A 17,164-nucleotide genomic window follows, 5' to 3' on the forward strand; every position below is an offset into this window, starting at 1 on the left:
CTCCTATGTATTTTGTTAGTCACTTTGTACATGATAAGGAATGGTTTCCATAAATTCTACTACTTCGACAAAATAAGACAATAATTAGTCCGATAAACCGATGTCTTTCGGTGCAATATCGTGTGCAAAGCACTCTACTTAAGTACCCAATATATTGAAAATAAAACCAATTATTCAAAACTATCTCAATAACTATTAAAATAGGTAAATGACTTAACTTCTTATTTTATTACAATATATTCCTATTTTTAAGCATTTACACCTAAGAATTACGAATCGGTACTTTTCTATAGTCGATCTCTTTTTCCTTTAATCACATACAGGTGATATCTATGTACGCCTTTATGAAAAGATGATAAAAAAGCAGCGTTTTGTTCTGGTTCGAAAGGGAAATAATATAAGAAAGCTTTTTTCTTGCCGGTGATATAAAAATCGAGTAAAGTATTGCTAAATACATTTTACACAATTTAATTTGAGGATAGAAAAAGGAGGATATCATTATGAATATACGCGTCACTCCTTCTGCAAAAGAAGCGTTGCGGAACGTAGAACAAAATCAAATGATTCAGCTTTCTTTTGATCGAGGAAGCTGCGATATTGTTAATACAATTTATGAAATGAAGATCATCTCAAAGCGCAGCCTTCAACCCTATGAAAAAGTTGTAACGGTTGAAGACTTAGAATTTATTGTTGATGACGACATGGAAGAAGTGTACGACAATGAGCTGGTAATTGATCACGCAGCAGGTGCTTTTATCTTCAAAAATCACAACCAAATTTTTAATAACCGCGTAGGATTGCGCTATATCAATTCATAGAAAAAAGCAGGGAGCTAACTCCCTGCTTTTTTTCTTGCATATGTTAGGAAACTCGCTTCTATCGATTGACCTTTAAGCGCTCTTGGATAAATAACAACACGTTCACAAGGCTGTTTTCTTCATATACATTCACCTGCTGACGCTTAAATTCTCCTTGTTCATGGTAGTAAATAATATCTCCCGTCCCTTTGTCTTCATTCATATGTAAATGAAAACTAAGCGGCGTTGCCAAAATAGATCCGTCTTCATCTCGCTGAAGAATTTGACAAAGCGTTTGATTTCCTTGTTTTTCAGATAAAAAGTCATAGCCAAATTGACGTGCTAACTTTTCCACTTGTGCAGCAATAAGAGCTGTAATCTGTTGATTGTCTTTCATAAGCAGTATTTCTCCTTACTTCATCTCATTAGGGTTTTCTTCTTAGTATACTATACCTTAAACTTCTGGAGCTAACGACTTAACCTGTGCAAATCATGACCACATGTCCATCCGGATCTTTTATGGTAAAAAACGAAAAATCTTCAAAAGAAGTAATCGGAGAATCAATCGTATAGTGCAGCCCTTTAACAAATTCATATGCTTCTTTAATATCTTCAGTATGAAAATTAAAAATTGGATGGAGACTAACCGCTATTTGTTTTTCTTTTCCTTCAGGACCTGCGTCTAGCGTTAATCCTGTTTCTCCATCAATTTTAAGATTATAAACCGGGTTCTTAACTTCGCTCATCTTGTATTCTTGATTCAATAACTCGCTATACCATTTTACCGAAGTTTTTAAATGAGCTACGTGAATAAATACCGTATTCATTTTATTGAAAACGGGACTCGGCATTTTTAATCCTCCTTTTTATTTTCGGTTCATTCTATACCATTATCCACGCATCATTTTATACCTGCTATTCCCTTAACTTTTGCTCATATATACAAAAAAGCTTGCGAATACTATTCACAAGCTTTTTCTTCATGAAAAATATGTATGCTGTACAACTACAATCACAACCGCAATTAAAATCGAAGGCAGTAAATTCGCAACTTTAATTTTAATAATTTCTAATAAATTAATCCCAATTGCTAAAATTAATACGCCGCCTACTCCCGTGACTTCGGCAATGATACTATTCATTAAATCTTGTGGCACAATCGCATTAATTTGCGTGGCAAATAACGCAATGATGCCTTCGTATAGAAACACGGGCACAGCTGAGAAAATGACGCCTATTCCAAGCGTAGTCGTTAATAATAATGAGATAAACCCATCCATCACCGCTTTTGTAAACAATACGCTGTGATCGCCGCGTATTCCGCTGTCTAATGCCCCGACAATCGCCATCGCTCCAATAACAAAAATTAACGTCCCTGTTACAAAGCCCTGTGAAATACTGAATGTTTGCTTGTCATTTTGCTGTGATTGAAATTTTCGTTCAATCATATTGCCTAAAAGGTTTAGCTTTTCATCTAAATCAATGAACTCACCAATAACCGCTCCAATGGCTAAGCTCAAAATTACAATTAAAAACTGATGACTTTTAAAACCCATTTGCAGACCGAGCGTGATAACCGATAAACCCATCACTTGCATCACCGTCACGCTTACCTTTTCAGGGATGCGGTGAGCAAGCTTGCCCATTAATGTTCCTACAACAATCGCTAATCCATTCACTAATGCTCCTATAATAAACATGTTGTCACTTTTACTGCAAATAATACCGCTTCTTTTTTCATTTGCTCTACTTCCTCTCTGCTCCGCACTAGCTGTATCAAACACACTAAATTTTAACACAAAATTCTCGCAATTATGAAGAAAAGAAAAAAGATCCGAATGATGAATCATTCGGATCTTTAACTAAAACACGTTTGTTCCAGCCTCTTTTGATTAAAATGTAATAACGTCTTTTGTGCCTTGCTTTTGGTAGCCTGTTTTTAACAGCTTCACTTCTTTATCTGCTGGCAAATTGGTAAATACAACTGGTGTCACAATAGACGGTGCATGCTTTTTAACATAGTCTACATTCACTTGTAAAAGCGGCGTCCCTTGTTGAACACTGTCCCCTTCTTGAACAAGCGCTTCGAATCCTTCTCCTTTTAAATTCACCGTATCTAATCCAACGTGAATCAGGATTTCAATTCCTTCTGCTGTTTTTAATCCAATCGCATGTTTTGTTGGGAATACGGTCATGACTTCACCGTTAATCGGTGATACGAGCGTTCCTTCAATCGGTTCAATCGCAAAGCCGTCGCCCATCATTTTTTGTGAAAACACTTGATCTTCTACTTCACTAAGCGGCTTTACAACGCCTTCAAACGGTAACACAAACTCTGTGTGTGCGTCTGCTTGGACAGCCTGTTGTTCAACAGGTGCAGCGGTTGACGCTGTGCCGTATTTAACTAATTGATTCATTGCGTCTGCAACAAACTCTACTTCTGTTCCGACAATGACTTGAACATTTGTTTTGCTGAGCTTCATAATTCCTCTCGCTCCGTGGCGCTTTAAGGCAGCTTCATTAATATTGCCGGCATCAGCTACTTGTAAGCGAAGACGAGTCGCACAGTTATCAATCACGGTTAAGTTTTCTTTTCCGCCTAAATCTTCAATAAAATACGATGCCATATCCACATATTTATCGCCTGTTGCTACAACCGTTTCGTTTGATGTGTCTACTTCTTCATCATCTTCACGTCCCGGTGTTTTTAAATTTAACGCTTTAATCAGCGTGTAGAAAATGACAAAGTAAATCACTGCATATACAATTCCAATTCCTGCTAACAGCAGCGGTTTTTGTGAAATTCCGTAGTTTAAGAAGAAGTCAATGGCACCTGCTGAAAATCCAAATCCAGCGTGAATGCCAAGAGCAACGGCTAAAGCCATCGATATTCCCGTTAAAACGGCATGAATAACGTATAATAGCGGTGCTACGAACATAAATAGAAATTCAATTGGTTCTGTAATTCCTGTTAAAAAAGAAGTAACAGCAAGCCCGATTAACATACCGCTGACTTGTTTGCGCTTTTCTTTTTTAGCTGCTGCAACCATCGCAAGCGCAGCTGCCGGTAAACCAAACATCATAACCGGGAAGAATCCAGACATGAATGTTCCTGCCGTTGGATCTCCTTTAAAGAAGCGATTCAAGTCTCCCGTTACGCCGTGATAGTCTCCGAATACAAACCAAACTAAGCTGTTTAACACGTGATGCAGTCCAATTGGAATTAATAGACGGTTTAAAAATCCGTATATACCTGCACCAAGCGCTCCTGCTCCTGTAATCCACGTTCCTAAGTTGTTAATTTGATCTTGAATTGGCGGCCAGATAACCCCGAAGATTCCTGCAAGCGCAAGCATAACGACTGACGTAATAATCGGTACAAACCGCTTTCCTGCAAAGAAGCCGAGCCACTCGGGCAGCTTAATCGCTGAGAAACGATTGTATAGTAAACCGGCCGTTACCCCTGAGACAATCCCGCCGAGTACACCCATGTTAATATCTTTATCAATAGCTACAGTTCCTTTTGTTAACACAAAATAACCAACGACTCCGGCAAGTGCTGCTGCGCCGCTTCCATCTTTTGAAAGCCCTACAGCAATTCCGAGTGCAAACAGTAGTGCTAAATTCGCAAAAATCGCATCTCCGGCTTGAGCCATAAATGGAATATCTAATAAGTCCTTTTGACCCAAACGAAGAAGCAATGCCGCAGCAGGTAATACTGCGATTGGCAGCATAAGCGATTTACCAATACGTTGTAAAAAATTCAGCATGTTTCTATCCCCTTTGTATAACGTATTTAACCCGATGTTACGAGCAAGGATTTTCGTAACAATATTTATCGGATGACAAGTTACCGCATTCATCCCGGCCTATGATTACATCATCAGCTGAAATGAAGGCGGTTTTATTGCATGGACTCATACTAGCACATAAAATATATAGTTGTCTATACCAATTTTCTTTTTAAAAACCTCTCTACATCAATGTTAAAAGCCCTTACAAAACTTTCTAGTTCACAAAAAAGAATCAACTGGTCTAGACAACTATTCCAAAAAGCGTTACACTTAAATCAATACAACGAGCAAAGGAGTGTATGTATGGATACACATTCATCCATCATTATTTATAATGTAACCGTTTATAGTGAAAATCAGACATTAAAAAACGGGTATATTAAACTAACGAACAAGAAAATTACTGAAATCGGAGAGATACATCAATACGTACGTCAGTCGAATGATCATGTGATTGAGCTTTCTCCTTCCTATAAAGTGATTCCTGGTGCCATTGATGTGCATATTCATGGCGTTAACAATGCCGATGCGATGGACGGTACAGCAGAAGCATTAAAAACAATGGCACGCACGCTCCCAAAAGAAGGTACAACAAGCTTTTTGGCAACTACTATGACGCAATCGAATGAAGCGGTTGAAAAAGCGCTTCGCAACGCGGGCGCTTATATCGAAGAGCAAACAAATGCGGATGCTGAAGTAGTAGGTATTCATTTAGAAGGTCCGTTTATTTCACCAAAACGTGCGGGTGCACAGCCCCCTACTCACATTCAAGATCCGAATGTGTTATTGTTTCAAGAGTGGCAAAAAGCAGCCGGAGGACATATTAAACTTGTTACATTAGCTCCGGAGCAACCAAACGGCTTAGCGCTTACTTCTTATTTAAAAGAAACAAACGTCGTCGCTTCTATTGGCCATTCCGACAGCACATATGATCAAGTTGGTGAAGCCATCGAAGCAGGAGCGTCTCATATTACGCATTTATACAACGGCATGCGCGGTCTTCACCATAGAGAGCCGGGCGTATTAGGCGCCGCTTATTTGAGAGATGAATTATTTGTAGAGCTGATTACAGACGGCATCCACTGCCGACCTGAAATGGTCAAGCTTGCGTACGATCAAATCACAAGTGAACGCATGATTCTTATCACGGATTCTCTTCGTGCCAAATGGCTAAAAAACGGTACGTATGATTTAGGAGGACAGCCTGTTCACGTAAACGACACAACCGCTACCCTTGCAGACGGAACATTAGCAGGAAGCATCTTAAAGATGAACGATGCGATTAAAAACACGATGAGCTTTACGAACTGTTCATTGGAAGAAATCGTAAAAATGACTGCTGAAAACCCAGCAAAACAGCTTAATCTGTTCGATACAAAAGGAAGCATCAAAATTGGAAAAGATGCGGATATCGTGGTGTTAAATGAAAACTTAGATGTTGAAATGACATTTTGCCGAGGCACACTGAGCTTTAAAAAGGAGGACTAACAATGAATATCATCCAAGTGAAAAATTACAGTGAAATGAGCGCAAAAGCAGCTGATATGCTGATTAGCAAACTTCATAAAAAACCAAATATGAATCTGGGACTTGCAACGGGAGGCACGCCGAAAGGATTATATGATCGTTTAATTCAAGATCATAAGGAGCACGGCACGTCTTACAAACACGTTACTTCATTTAACTTAGATGAATATGTCGGAATGAAGCCGCAAGATCCAAACAGCTATCACTACTATATGGCAGATGCGTTATTTAATCATATTGATATTGACGTAAGCAACACGCACGTTCCTAACGGCCTAGCTGATACGCCTGAAGAAGAATGCCGCCGCTACGATGAAATGATTCAAAATCACGGAGGCATTGACCTTCAGATTCTTGGAATCGGCCAAAACGGACATATTGGCTTTAACGAACCTGGTACGTCATTCAACTCCCCTACTCATATTGTGACGTTAGAAGAGTCAACGCGAAAAGCGAATGCGCGCTACTTTAATTCTCTTGACGAAGTGCCTACTCAGGCTATTACAATGGGAATTGAATCGATTATGAAAAGTAAAGAAATTTTACTGCTTATCTCCGGGGAAGCCAAAGCAGAAGCGATGTATCAGCTGCTTAACGGAGAAATCACAGAAGACTTTCCTGCTTCTATTTTAAAGAAGCATCACTGTGTTACAATTATTGCGGACCAAGAAGCTTTAGCTAAAGTGAGCCTTTGAAAGAATAGTCAAGTAGGCTGTTCCGACTATAATCAATCCGTCTTTATGAAAGAAAGGTGTCTGGCTATTAGTTAGAGTATATATAGATAACATACCTCCTCGTCTTTTTTAGATGAGGAGGTTTACATAAAGGAGAGAACTTAAGTGATTGATAAAAGCTCACCTCTTCCGATTTATTATCAAATTGAAGAACAGTTGAAAAAACAAATTGAAAACGGAGAGTTAAAACCAAATGATTCGCTTCCTTCTGAACGAGAGTTTGCAGAACGATTTGAAATCAGCAGAATGACCGTTCGCCAAGCGATTAACAATTTAGTAAACGACGGTTATTTATACCGTCAAAAAGGCCGGGGCACCTTTGTGTCTGAAAAAAAACTGGAGCAGCAGCTCGTTGGATTAACGAGTTTTACAGAAGATATGAAAGCGCGCGGAATGGTGCCAAGCAGTAAGCTGCTGAGCTTTGAAATTATTGCGGCTTCAGAAAAAATTGCCGAGCAGCTGCAAATTTCTCTTCATGCACCTGTTTATGAAATTAAGCGTATTCGTTTAGCTGACGACGTGCCAATGGCGCTTGAAAGCGTGTATGTATCCGCTAACTTAGTCAAAGGCTTAACAGAATCCATTGTTAATGACTCGCTCTATCGCTATATTGAAGAAGAGCTCGGGCTGAAAATCGGCGAAGCCAATCAAACGTTAGAATCCATTTTAGCTTCTGAAACCGAAGTGAAGCATCTTGGAATCAGCTCATATTCACCCGTTCTATTGATTCAAAGAAATACGTATTTGCAAGACGGCACGCCGCTTGAAGTGGTGAAATCTTCGTACCGAGCAGACCGCTATAAGTTTACGATTAATATGACACGATCTTAACTAAGGAGTTTTTTTATGTCTAGTTTATATCTACAGGAACTAACAAAACTGCTTGCCAAAGTGGAGACGTATGAACAGCAGGCAATAGAATCCGCAGCCGAGAAAATCTCACAGCAATTAGCTTCTCATCACCTCATTCATTTATTTGGGTGCGGTCATTCTCATATTTTAACGGAAGAAGTGTTTTACCGTTCCGGAGGGCTTGCGCCGATTCACCCTATTTTTGTAGAAGAACTGATGCTTCATAAAGGAGCTTCGCGCTCTTCGCAGCTAGAGCGTAAAAACGACTATGCCTCTACCTTTATGGAAAAAGAAGATATCGTACCAGGCGATATCATGATTGTAATTTCTACGTCGGGCGTAAATCCCGTTCCGGTTGATGTGGCCTTAATTGCAAAAGAAAAAGGCGCCTTTGTTATCGGGCTTACCTCTCCTTCTTATGCCACGAGCCGGGCTTCGCGACATAAAAGCGGAAAATACCTTCATGATGTCGTAGATCTTGTTATTAATAATCATATTCCAAAAGGAGACGTTCTTCTTCATCAGCAAGACATTTCTTTTGCTTCTGGTTCCACTGTAATTGGAGGCGCTATCTTAAACGATATTCTATCTAGAACTATTCAAAAACTGCTCAGCCGCGGCATTACGCCTCCTGTCTTTTTAAGCGGAAACATGGAAGGTTCAGATGAACATAACCAGCGGTTGATTGATGCTTACAAAGGAAGAATTACTGCCCTATAACAGCCCCTGCGGCTGTTTTTTTGCACAAAAAAAAGATGCTTGAAAGCACCTCATCAAAGCCGGACTGTAAGATTTGGACTAGATCTCCTCTTTATCAGTAGAAGTCTTGTTCACAGCACCATAACCTACTTATCCGACATAATTACTATGTTTAACATAAGTATACTCTTTTATACCTTAGGTGTCAAATAAGTTATAAGAAATTTCGTAGTGCATTCATTTGAAGATTTTTTTACGGTAATGTTCCAGCTGGCTTTTAGCTTCTTTCATAATTGTTGTATGTATGATTTCATCCGTGATGGTAAAATAATTTACTATACTTAACTTATAGATTTTACATATAAATTTCCGCCAAAATTTTGTATACGATTTCGTGCCGCATCTTACAAAAAAGAAGCTGCATCAAAACTGATGCAGCTTCTTCCCTTCATATCATGCTAATTATTTCATGTTCATTTGCCCTTGTGAGGCCCTTTCGCTACGTATATCGGTTCATAACGAGAGTGCCAATTGTCAGATCAGAATATCTGCTTTTCATATGAGGTAATACGTTTGCTGAAGTTGCTGTTAAGTATTCCAAAACGAAACCAGTCCCTTCATGAAGCTAAGTATTTACCTTTCACAGTAGCCTTAGAAAAATTTCTATCGGCTCTGTACTATTTGTATACCACGTTTCAATTGAACTAAACTAAAAAATTCATTTTAATCAAAAAATTCTTACTACGGAGATACAATCATTAATAGCGAATTACAAATGGAGCTTTAATCCTTCATGAGAAGCTGTGAATCCAAGCTTTTGATAAAAACGCAAAGCCTCTGACCGTTCCTTGTCAGTTGTTAATTGTATCAACTGACAATTACGTTCTTTCGCTCGTTGAATCGCCCATGTAATCAGCTGATATCCAACCCCTTTTCCGCGCTCTGACGAAGCGGTTCGGACTCCTTCAATCGTTGCTCTCCACGCGCCTTGTCGTACAATGTGGGGCGTAAAGGTTATTTGTTGAACACCTATTACTTCACTATCTTTACATGCGACAATCAGTTCATTGTTTGGATCCGCATCAATTGCCTGAAATGCTTGAACATAACAGGCTGGAAGCGGTGATTCGTAGCGCTCTCGTTTGCTTCCAAGCATATCATCAGCAAGCATTCCAACAATTTGATCTAAATCTTCCCGCACTGCTTCTCTAAAGGTTATTTCTCCCATTTCACACAGCACCTTTCCCGTGTCTATTTATGATATTAAAAAGAACACTGACGAACAAGCCCAAAACAGATGCCAAGAACAAAGCAGCCGCTAAAGCACCAAGCCCCATTCCTTCAAAGCCGCCAACTCCAAATATGCTATATAGAAATAGAAATATGCTTATTAGCATGCTGCTAAGTGAAATTCCGTACTGCACAGGTGAGTTCCTTCTATATTCCTTCTATAGAAGAAATACGACGCACCCAAAAGCAAAACAAAGAAAGCACCCATTAATCCAAATAAAGAAATCATTTACATCCTCCGCCTTCTTTTTAAAAAAGGAATTTATATCCATTATATACTATTATTTTTATTTATTCTATCTATATTAATAGCCCTGCAGCCACAACTAAATAGACATGACCAAAACGGCCATGTCTATTTTTCTACTATATTAAAAAGAAAGTTCTTTGAACCAAAAAGAATAAGGGGCTAAGCAAGCTTCATCAATTTCATTCATACGTTTTTTGCATCGCTGCAGCACCTCAGCAGGAATGTGTCTCTCTAAGTATGCAGATTCTCCGTTAGCTTGAATCGTTTTTTCTACTAGCTCTTCAAACACATCTAAGCATGCTAAAAACTGCGGAAAAGTTGTATTCACGAAACGCTCGCAGTCATCGTTGGACGTATCGAGCAGCACAACCGAACCGTTTTTTTGATGAAGACAAATTGGATCTCCAGCGCCTGTTGTTCCTAAAAACCAATAGTGCTGGTAGCGAGATGATAACTCAAATGTTTCGCATAATGTTGTTAACTTTCCTTTGGATGAAACGAACTCTAGAAATGGTGAAGCTTCTTTGGGCAATCCTTTTTCTGTTAGCAACTTCTTTGTCTCTTTATCAATATCAAGGGGTGCAAGCTGTTCGGCATCAAACTTCATTCGTTTTTCCTGTCGTTGCATCACATTTGACAACTTCTTTCACTCCTTTTCACCATTTGCTCTTTCTTTGCTTTTGTTTATTATAAAAGAAATCCAGCTCGTATTATATGCTACAAATGAACTTAATTAGACTGAAATTTTTTCCAATCTTTATTTATATAGCCCGATTTCCTCTTTATAAACACAGGTAAAAAGAAACCGATCAGATTTTCTCCAGTGAATTCTGCTTTGAAAAATAATTCTCATTCCCTTCTTCCCTTTTCAGCGTACTCTCGCCTCTTATAAAAAGGCTCAATCTTTATTATTCCAATTTTTTCTACTTTTTGCAACTAGGACTTATCTCACCATTTCTTATGCGAGATTAATAACTTGACAAAATACTAAAATAAGCAACAGTAATTATTTACAATTTTTTAAACTTTATGGTTTAATAGGTATGTAATTCCTGTTTTTTACTATATTTTTTTGGAGGTTTAACATGAAAAAAGGGTCAATTTATCGTTTTATTGCTTTTGCTTTAATGTTCACCTTGTGTTTTAGCCAATTAGGCTTACTGAAAACACAAGCGGCAGGCAATCCGCCTGCTAATGAAAAAACATTAAGCATTGGTAAAGCAGCAAAAGGAACATTTACAGAACCAGAACAAACACATTGGTACAAAATTAATCCTTCTAAGCAAGAGGTAGCAAAATTTTCACACTACCGAATTAAGCTTCAAAGTGATGATGAAGTAAACATCACGGTTTACTCTAGTCTTGAAAATGCCAAAAACAACGTGGCATTTGACCGTTATATGGGATACTCCTACAAAGATGAGCCTGCTCAGCTTGATTTTCCAATCGCTTGGACTGGCCCTTATTATGTGAAAGTTGAGTATTACGGAAGCGAAGACGACATGATTGAAGAAGATGCGGAAGATGGTTCAGCTTCTCCAGAACCACAGCCGGAAGAAAAAACAGAAGTTCCATATACAATCAGCTATGAAGGCGCTTCACTTCCTCCTTCTCAAATGATGGAAGAAGAATGCCCGGCTGAATTAAGTACAAGCCAAAAAGAAAACGGAAAAGGTATTTTAAAAGATTTGCGTACGATTCGCGACGCTGTGCTTTCAAAAACAGCAAGCGGAAAAGACCTTTCTTCTCTTTACTACAAAGCCGCTCCGTTTATCAGTTCTAAAATGATTATTGATAAATCGATGCGCGAACAAGTATACAAAGATTTAGTTCAGCTAAAGGGTCTATTTACAGATGTGGCGAAAAACGGCGCATCAAGCACATATATGATTACAAGTGCTGATCAAAAAGCAATCAATGATTTATACAGCATCGCTTATAAATCCGTTCCGGCTGCTTTAAAGAAAGACTTAGAAAAAGTAGCAGCACAGACAAAATTAAAAGACGTAACGGACTTAAACGTATCGTCTGTATTAGTAAGAGCTAAGTTAGTCAGCGCAAACAGCGTTTCAACAAAAGCTGAAACTCGCTATATTGTTAAATTAAAAGATGGTGCAAATGCTAAATCATTCAAAACAAAAGCACAGTCAAAATCAGCAAGCATTGAATCTATTAATCCATTAAAACAATCAGCTGCTTCTTTTGATAATATGTTTGTTATTCAATTAGATGACAGCAATGCAAAAAGCTTCAGCACGTCATCTGCTCAAGGTAAAATGACGGCAAAACAAATTCAGGCACTTCCTGAAACTGAATTTATCGAGCCGGTTCAAGAGTACCACGCTCTTTCAATGGATTCACAATATCCGTATCAATGGTCATTAAACAATACGGGTAAAAATGACGGTACGCAACATGCCGATATTCAATACGAATCACTTGAAAAATTACTAAACGGTCAAAAATTAAAAGATACGGTTATTGCCGTTGCCGATACGGGCGTCGATTCATCACTAGCTGATTTAAAAGGCGTGGTGGATACAAAAACAGGCTATAACTACGTGGATCGTTCGTCAAATGCAACAGACGACAACGGACACGGAACTCACGTAGCAGGTATTATCGCAGCCTCTGCAAACAATAACTATTCAATGGCCGGCATTAATTCTCATGCAAAAATTTTACCGGTTAAAATTCTAGACGCATCTGGAAGCGGAGATACAGAACAAATTGCGTACGGTATTAAATACGCGGTTGATCACGGTGCAAAAGTCATTAACTTAAGCCTTGGCGGATCTTACAGCCGCGTGCTTGAATATTCGTTAAAATACGCATACGATCATAACGTAACGGTTGTAGCTGCAAGTGGAAACGACGGTATGGAAGAACTCTCTTACCCTGCTTCATCTGCCTATGCGATTTCAGTAGGCGCATCAAACCGTTTAGATATCGTATCTGACTACTCAAACTACGGAAAAGGATTAGATATTACAGCTCCTGGCTCTGATATTCCAAGTCTTGTTCCAGACGGAAACGTCACTTATTTAAGCGGAACATCAATGGCAACACCTCACGTGGCAGCCGTTGCGGGATTATTGCTATCACAAAACCCAGGCTTAAAGCCAAAAGACGTTGAAAAACGTCTAACGGATACAGCTAAAGATATTAAATTTGATGAAAAAGATGCTCCTGTATACGATGATGAAGAAAGTCCAGCAGAACCCCCTGCTCCAGGCTACGATTACGTATCAGGATGGGGACGTTTAAATGCGTACAGCGCAGTAAGTGCACAGCAGCTGCAAGCGCAGGTAAATACATTTGTCAGCACGCAAAAAATTGTTACAGGTAAAGCTCAAAGCGGTTCAACTGTTAAAGTAATGAACGGCTCAAAAACACTTGGCACAGTTAAAGCTGATGCAAAAAATACGTTCTCTGTGAACATTCCAGCTCAAAAAGCTGATACCGTTTTACAAGTAGTTGTCACAAACGGAAAAGCAAGTACGAGCATTCGTGCAGTTGTTCAAAAAGCACCTGCCAAACCAGCGGTAAAAGCGGTGACGAATAAAGATGAGTATGTAACAGGAACGTCTAAAGCGAATTTTACGGTAAATGTTAAAAACAGCGCTAAGAAAGTGATTGCTTCAGCAAAAGCTGATGCAAAAGGCGCGTTCAAAGTGAAAATTCCAAAACAAAAAGAAAACACAGTCTTGTACATCACGGCTACAAACAGCCAAAAACAAGAAAGTGAAGAAGTAAAAGTAACGGTGCGTGACGTTATTGCGCCAAATGCACCTAAAGTGAATCCAGTCAGTGACGCGGATACAGCTATTAAAGGAACAGCTGAAGCAAATGCATCTGTTGTAGCGAAAGTGAACAACAAAGAAATCGGCAAAGCAAAAGCCAATGCAAAAGGTCAGTACAGCATAACGATTAAAAAACAAAAAGCAGGTACAGCAATCAGCGTAACAGCAGCAGACGCAGCCAACAACACAAGTAAAGCTACGACTGTAAAAGTGAGCGATAAAACTCCCCCTGCTGCACCAAGCGTCAATGCTGTCACAACAAAAAGCACGGCTGTAACAGGTAAAGCAGAAGCAAATGCTACCGTAACGGTAACAGTAAACAAAAAAAGCATTGGCTCTGCTGCCGCTAACAGCAAAGGACAATACTCAGTAAAAATTAAAAAGCAAAAAGAAAAAACAGTCTTAAGCGTAACTGCAAAAGACAAAGCGAACAATACGAGTAAAGCAACAACAAAAACGGTGACAAAATAAAGAAAAAAGGCGCTTGGCTTATGGCCAAGTGCCTTTTTGTTATAAAAGCTGTTTGTTTTTAAAGTATTTCCACATTCCCCACGTTAACACAATTAACATAACAATAATAACAGCAGTAGCCCAGTGGGAATTTTGATATGGAATCGGTACGTTCATCCCAAAAAATCCGGTTACGAACGTTAACGGAAGCATAATCGTTGAAATCAGCGTTAAGACGTTCAGCTTTTCAGATGAAGTGGCATTGGTAATAGAATAGTACGTATCAAGTGCACTGTTTACGAGGTCTCTAAATGTTTCAGCAGAGTCTACAATACGCTCTAAGTGGTCAAGCAAGTCAATGTAGAAAGGAACATTTTCCTCTCGTATGTCAAATTTCCATTTTCCATTAACCGTTAAGAAAATTCGGCGCTGAGGCAGAATAACGCGACGGATTAAGATAATCGTTCTTTTTAAGGCCAAGAACTCTTCCGTCACTCCGCGGACTTCTTTGTTATAGATTTCATCTTCTAATTCATCAATACGCATGTCAATTCGGTCTAAAATCGGAAAGTATTCGTCCGTGATGCCATCAATCAAAGCATACAGTAAAAAGTCGGCGCCGCGGTTCATAAACTTTGGATAGCGTGAGCACACAGCATCCATTTTGCGAAGCCAGCCCATTTTATGTTTATGAATCGTCACTACGTAATTTGATCCGACAAAGGCATTTAACTCAAGCGTCGTAATCTCGTCATCACTTTCTTCGTTATAGCGAAGCGCGTGAAAGACGAAAAATTTATAGTCTTCGTAATCATCCATTTTAGCGCGAGGACTGTCGTGTAAGCAGTCTTCAATCGCCAATGGGTGAAAATCGAATAATTTAGCAATTTGAGCAAGCTCTTGTCCGTGGACATCATACAAATCAATCCACAGCAAATTATCAGGATTGCGCAATTTCTCATGCACGTCTCCTAAATCAAGATTCGTTACCATTTCTTTTGTTTCATCATCATATAAGTATGTTTTAATCATTGATTTTTCACCTCACATCATTGAGGCATTAAGGAGTATTTTCCTTCGTTGAAATGAGAGGAACATATACACCTTTGTTGCCCCTATCTTGTTTTGCAGTAACCTTCATCGAAATGGGGTCATCAGTGCCCATTCATCTCACCTCCTAATTAGTTGAAGGAACGCTGACTTGTAATACAGCTACTTCACAAAGTTTAATTTTAACATACAATCCAACTCTAGCGTAGCGCTTTTTTCAAAACCTTTTCCTCACCTTTTAAAGTTTCAAACAAAACTTCCGATACTATAAAAGCAGTTATAATCGGCAATCGATAACTAATAAAGCTTGAATCCTCCCGCAAAGGTTAACCTAATCGTAGACGATCAACCCCTCAAGGGGGATCGCCTACGATTAGGTCTAGAATATCTATCATGGCCGGTCTTTGGTCATGTGAGATTTTCTACACCGATAAACATTATATGTATGATGGGGAAAAACGTGTAGGAATTTTTGGACTTTCATCGAATACTTACTTAACAAACTTAGATTACGAAAAGGACTGATGATACATGCATTTTAAACGTGAAGAACCGTTTCGCTTTTTATTTGAGACTCCCATTGTTGGAACGTTTTCCATTGCTAAATACGACAACAAAGAAATCGATTCTAAGCCAGGTCCTTTGTCCGTTATCGACCTTTCACCAAAAGGAATCAAAATAATCTCACCGCTTGATTTACCTATTTTCAACCATCAAATTCAGCTAAAAATCAGCTTTTATTTAAATGAAAAACCCATCCATATTACCGGACTTTGCGTGTGGAAAGAAAAACGGCACACCGAATACCTTTATGGCATCGAAGCGTTTAACGATGTGGAAGAACAAGCGATTTTAATTACAGAACTCAAAACCTACGCCAAGAAAAAGCAAGATAAGCAATAAAAATAGCGCTCATTTGTTTTACTCCCCTTTTAAGATGGCAATACTACGAACGACTTCGATAGAAAAAGGTGAGACGATGAGCAGCAAAGCAAAAAAAGAGTGGATTGGCGGTCTCGTACTATTTTTACTCGTCAGTTTTGTCAGCATCACATTTGCAGGCTATCATACGGTGAAAGCTGCTGTTGATCAAACGTATGTACCGCTTGAGCATGGTAACAAAACACACGTCAATTTTAAAAAAGGGCAACCGTTTTCCCTGCTTTTAATTCAAGAGAACGATCAAAATACGTCATTTGTATATATGACTGTTAATAAACAGCATGAATCAATAAAAATGACCCACTTGCCAGGGTCAACTCAGCTCGGCAATGAAACACTGAGAACCATTTATCATCGAGGAAATATGAATGCTGTCGTAAAGAACGTCGAAACGTATGCAAAGCTTCCTGTTGATTATTATGTCAAAATGGATCAGCAGTCAGTCGTCGATGCTGTAAATAAATTAGGGGGCATTATCGTCACAAACAAACGTGCTTTTGAACATAGCAACATTGTTTTTCCAAAAGGATCGATTCGCCTTAACGGAAAAGAAGCACTTGTTTTTTTAAAGGAGCGTAATGAGCAAGACATCTTTACTGCGCATGAAAGGCAGCTGTCCGTCGCGAAAGCCATTTTCAGCCAAGCAGCTACGATTCCCAATGTTGCAAAGCTGCATTCCCTTGTATTTACGCTCGCTGATCACATTGAAACCAATGCAACCTTTAATGATATCAAACGAATTCAAAAAACCTACAAACCGGCCGTTTCTCACGTAGACAAGCAGCAGTTTCCGCAAAACGAATGGAATCAAAAACAAGTCACAACGCGGCTGTATAAGCATTTAGAACGCAACGAGCTGTTTTTATAAAACACGCCTCACGAAAAAACCATTGACCATAGGGACTGACCCCTGATTTCGAGACAGGGATCAAAACACCTTTTAAACAGCCAGTTGTCGGTATTGTACCGGTGACTG

The 17,164-nt window shown here is 39.1% G+C and carries 16 protein-coding genes; 8 read left to right on the forward strand and 8 right to left on the reverse strand.

What is annotated here, in order from left to right:
• Nucleotides 1-500 precede the first annotated feature (500 nt).
• Nucleotides 501-818 (forward strand): iron-sulfur cluster biosynthesis family protein, encoded by a 318-nt coding sequence (locus tag ACFX4G_RS26075; RefSeq protein WP_097824061.1) that lies wholly within the window; start codon nt 501-503, stop codon nt 816-818.
• Nucleotides 819-876: 58 nt separating this feature from the next.
• Here the strand turns inward: ACFX4G_RS26075 and ACFX4G_RS26080 are convergent, their stop codons facing one another.
• The 4 genes from ACFX4G_RS26080 to nagE all read right to left on the reverse strand — a co-directional run bounded on the left by ACFX4G_RS26080 (nt 877) and on the right by nagE (nt 4,567).
• Nucleotides 877-1,194, reverse strand: coding sequence for a hypothetical protein (locus ACFX4G_RS26080; RefSeq protein WP_013082157.1), 318 nt, complete (start codon nt 1,192-1,194; stop codon nt 877-879).
• A gap of 79 nt (nt 1,195-1,273) precedes the next feature.
• Nucleotides 1,274-1,648 carry a VOC family protein gene (locus ACFX4G_RS26085; RefSeq protein ID WP_097824062.1) on the reverse strand — a complete coding sequence of 125 codons (375 nt, stop codon included), beginning with the start codon at nt 1,646-1,648 and terminating at the stop codon, nt 1,274-1,276.
• 129 nt (nt 1,649-1,777) lie between these two features.
• Nucleotides 1,778-2,497 (reverse strand): DUF554 domain-containing protein, encoded by a 720-nt coding sequence (locus ACFX4G_RS26090; RefSeq protein ID WP_377577945.1) that lies wholly within the window; start codon nt 2,495-2,497, stop codon nt 1,778-1,780.
• 192 nt (nt 2,498-2,689) lie between these two features.
• Nucleotides 2,690-4,567 (reverse strand): N-acetylglucosamine-specific PTS transporter subunit IIBC, encoded by a 1,878-nt coding sequence (gene nagE, locus ACFX4G_RS26095; protein WP_097824063.1) that lies wholly within the window; start codon nt 4,565-4,567, stop codon nt 2,690-2,692.
• Nucleotides 4,568-4,894: 327 nt separating this feature from the next.
• Between nagE and nagA the strand changes: the two genes are divergently transcribed.
• The 4 genes from nagA to ACFX4G_RS26115 all read left to right on the forward strand — a co-directional run bounded on the left by nagA (nt 4,895) and on the right by ACFX4G_RS26115 (nt 8,424).
• A complete protein-coding gene (gene nagA / locus ACFX4G_RS26100; RefSeq protein ID WP_377577926.1) occupies nt 4,895-6,079 on the forward strand; it encodes an N-acetylglucosamine-6-phosphate deacetylase in 1,185 nt (394 codons plus the stop codon).
• A 2-nt stretch (nt 6,080-6,081) separates the two neighbouring features.
• On the forward strand, nt 6,082-6,813 hold the full coding sequence (nagB, locus tag ACFX4G_RS26105; protein ID WP_057274513.1) for a glucosamine-6-phosphate deaminase: 732 nt from the start codon (nt 6,082-6,084) through the stop codon (nt 6,811-6,813).
• Between the two features lie 144 nt (nt 6,814-6,957).
• The gene (locus ACFX4G_RS26110) at nt 6,958-7,683 is read left to right on the forward strand and encodes a GntR family transcriptional regulator (protein ID WP_013055880.1); all 726 of its coding nucleotides are present in this window, start codon (nt 6,958-6,960) and stop codon (nt 7,681-7,683) included.
• 15 nt (nt 7,684-7,698) lie between these two features.
• On the forward strand, nt 7,699-8,424 hold the full coding sequence (locus ACFX4G_RS26115) for an SIS domain-containing protein (RefSeq protein WP_377577930.1): 726 nt from the start codon (nt 7,699-7,701) through the stop codon (nt 8,422-8,424).
• Nucleotides 8,425-9,172: 748 nt separating this feature from the next.
• On the opposite strand, the gene ACFX4G_RS26120 is transcribed toward ACFX4G_RS26115, so the two are convergent.
• From ACFX4G_RS26120 to ACFX4G_RS26130, 3 genes are all read right to left on the reverse strand, one after another.
• The gene (locus ACFX4G_RS26120) at nt 9,173-9,631 is read right to left on the reverse strand and encodes a GNAT family N-acetyltransferase (RefSeq protein WP_043979775.1); all 459 of its coding nucleotides are present in this window, start codon (nt 9,629-9,631) and stop codon (nt 9,173-9,175) included.
• 1 nt (nt 9,632) lies between these two features.
• On the reverse strand, nt 9,633-9,827 hold the full coding sequence (locus ACFX4G_RS26125) for a YesK family protein (protein WP_377577933.1): 195 nt from the start codon (nt 9,825-9,827) through the stop codon (nt 9,633-9,635).
• A gap of 237 nt (nt 9,828-10,064) precedes the next feature.
• Nucleotides 10,065-10,574, reverse strand: a complete 510-nt coding sequence (locus ACFX4G_RS26130) for an SUKH-4 family immunity protein (protein ID WP_230184660.1) — start codon at nt 10,572-10,574, stop codon at nt 10,065-10,067.
• 454 nt (nt 10,575-11,028) lie between these two features.
• Between ACFX4G_RS26130 and ACFX4G_RS26135 the strand changes: the two genes are divergently transcribed.
• Nucleotides 11,029-14,217, forward strand: a complete 3,189-nt coding sequence (locus ACFX4G_RS26135) for a S8 family peptidase (RefSeq protein ID WP_377577936.1) — start codon at nt 11,029-11,031, stop codon at nt 14,215-14,217.
• Nucleotides 14,218-14,256: 39 nt separating this feature from the next.
• Here the strand turns inward: ACFX4G_RS26135 and corA are convergent, their stop codons facing one another.
• A complete protein-coding gene (corA, locus tag ACFX4G_RS26140; protein ID WP_013055874.1) occupies nt 14,257-15,228 on the reverse strand; it encodes a magnesium/cobalt transporter CorA in 972 nt (323 codons plus the stop codon).
• A gap of 549 nt (nt 15,229-15,777) precedes the next feature.
• Here corA and ACFX4G_RS26145 point away from each other — a divergent pair.
• Both ACFX4G_RS26145 and ACFX4G_RS26150 read left to right on the forward strand, forming a co-directional pair.
• Nucleotides 15,778-16,149 (forward strand): PilZ domain-containing protein, encoded by a 372-nt coding sequence (locus ACFX4G_RS26145; protein ID WP_377577939.1) that lies wholly within the window; start codon nt 15,778-15,780, stop codon nt 16,147-16,149.
• A gap of 76 nt (nt 16,150-16,225) precedes the next feature.
• Nucleotides 16,226-17,056, forward strand: a complete 831-nt coding sequence (locus ACFX4G_RS26150) for an LCP family glycopolymer transferase (RefSeq protein WP_377577942.1) — start codon at nt 16,226-16,228, stop codon at nt 17,054-17,056.
• Nucleotides 17,057-17,164: the final 108 nt, after the last annotated feature.

This window comes from Priestia sp. YIM B13486, assembly GCF_042787865.1.
Lineage (GTDB): Bacteria > Bacillota > Bacilli > Bacillales > Bacillaceae_H > Priestia > Priestia megaterium.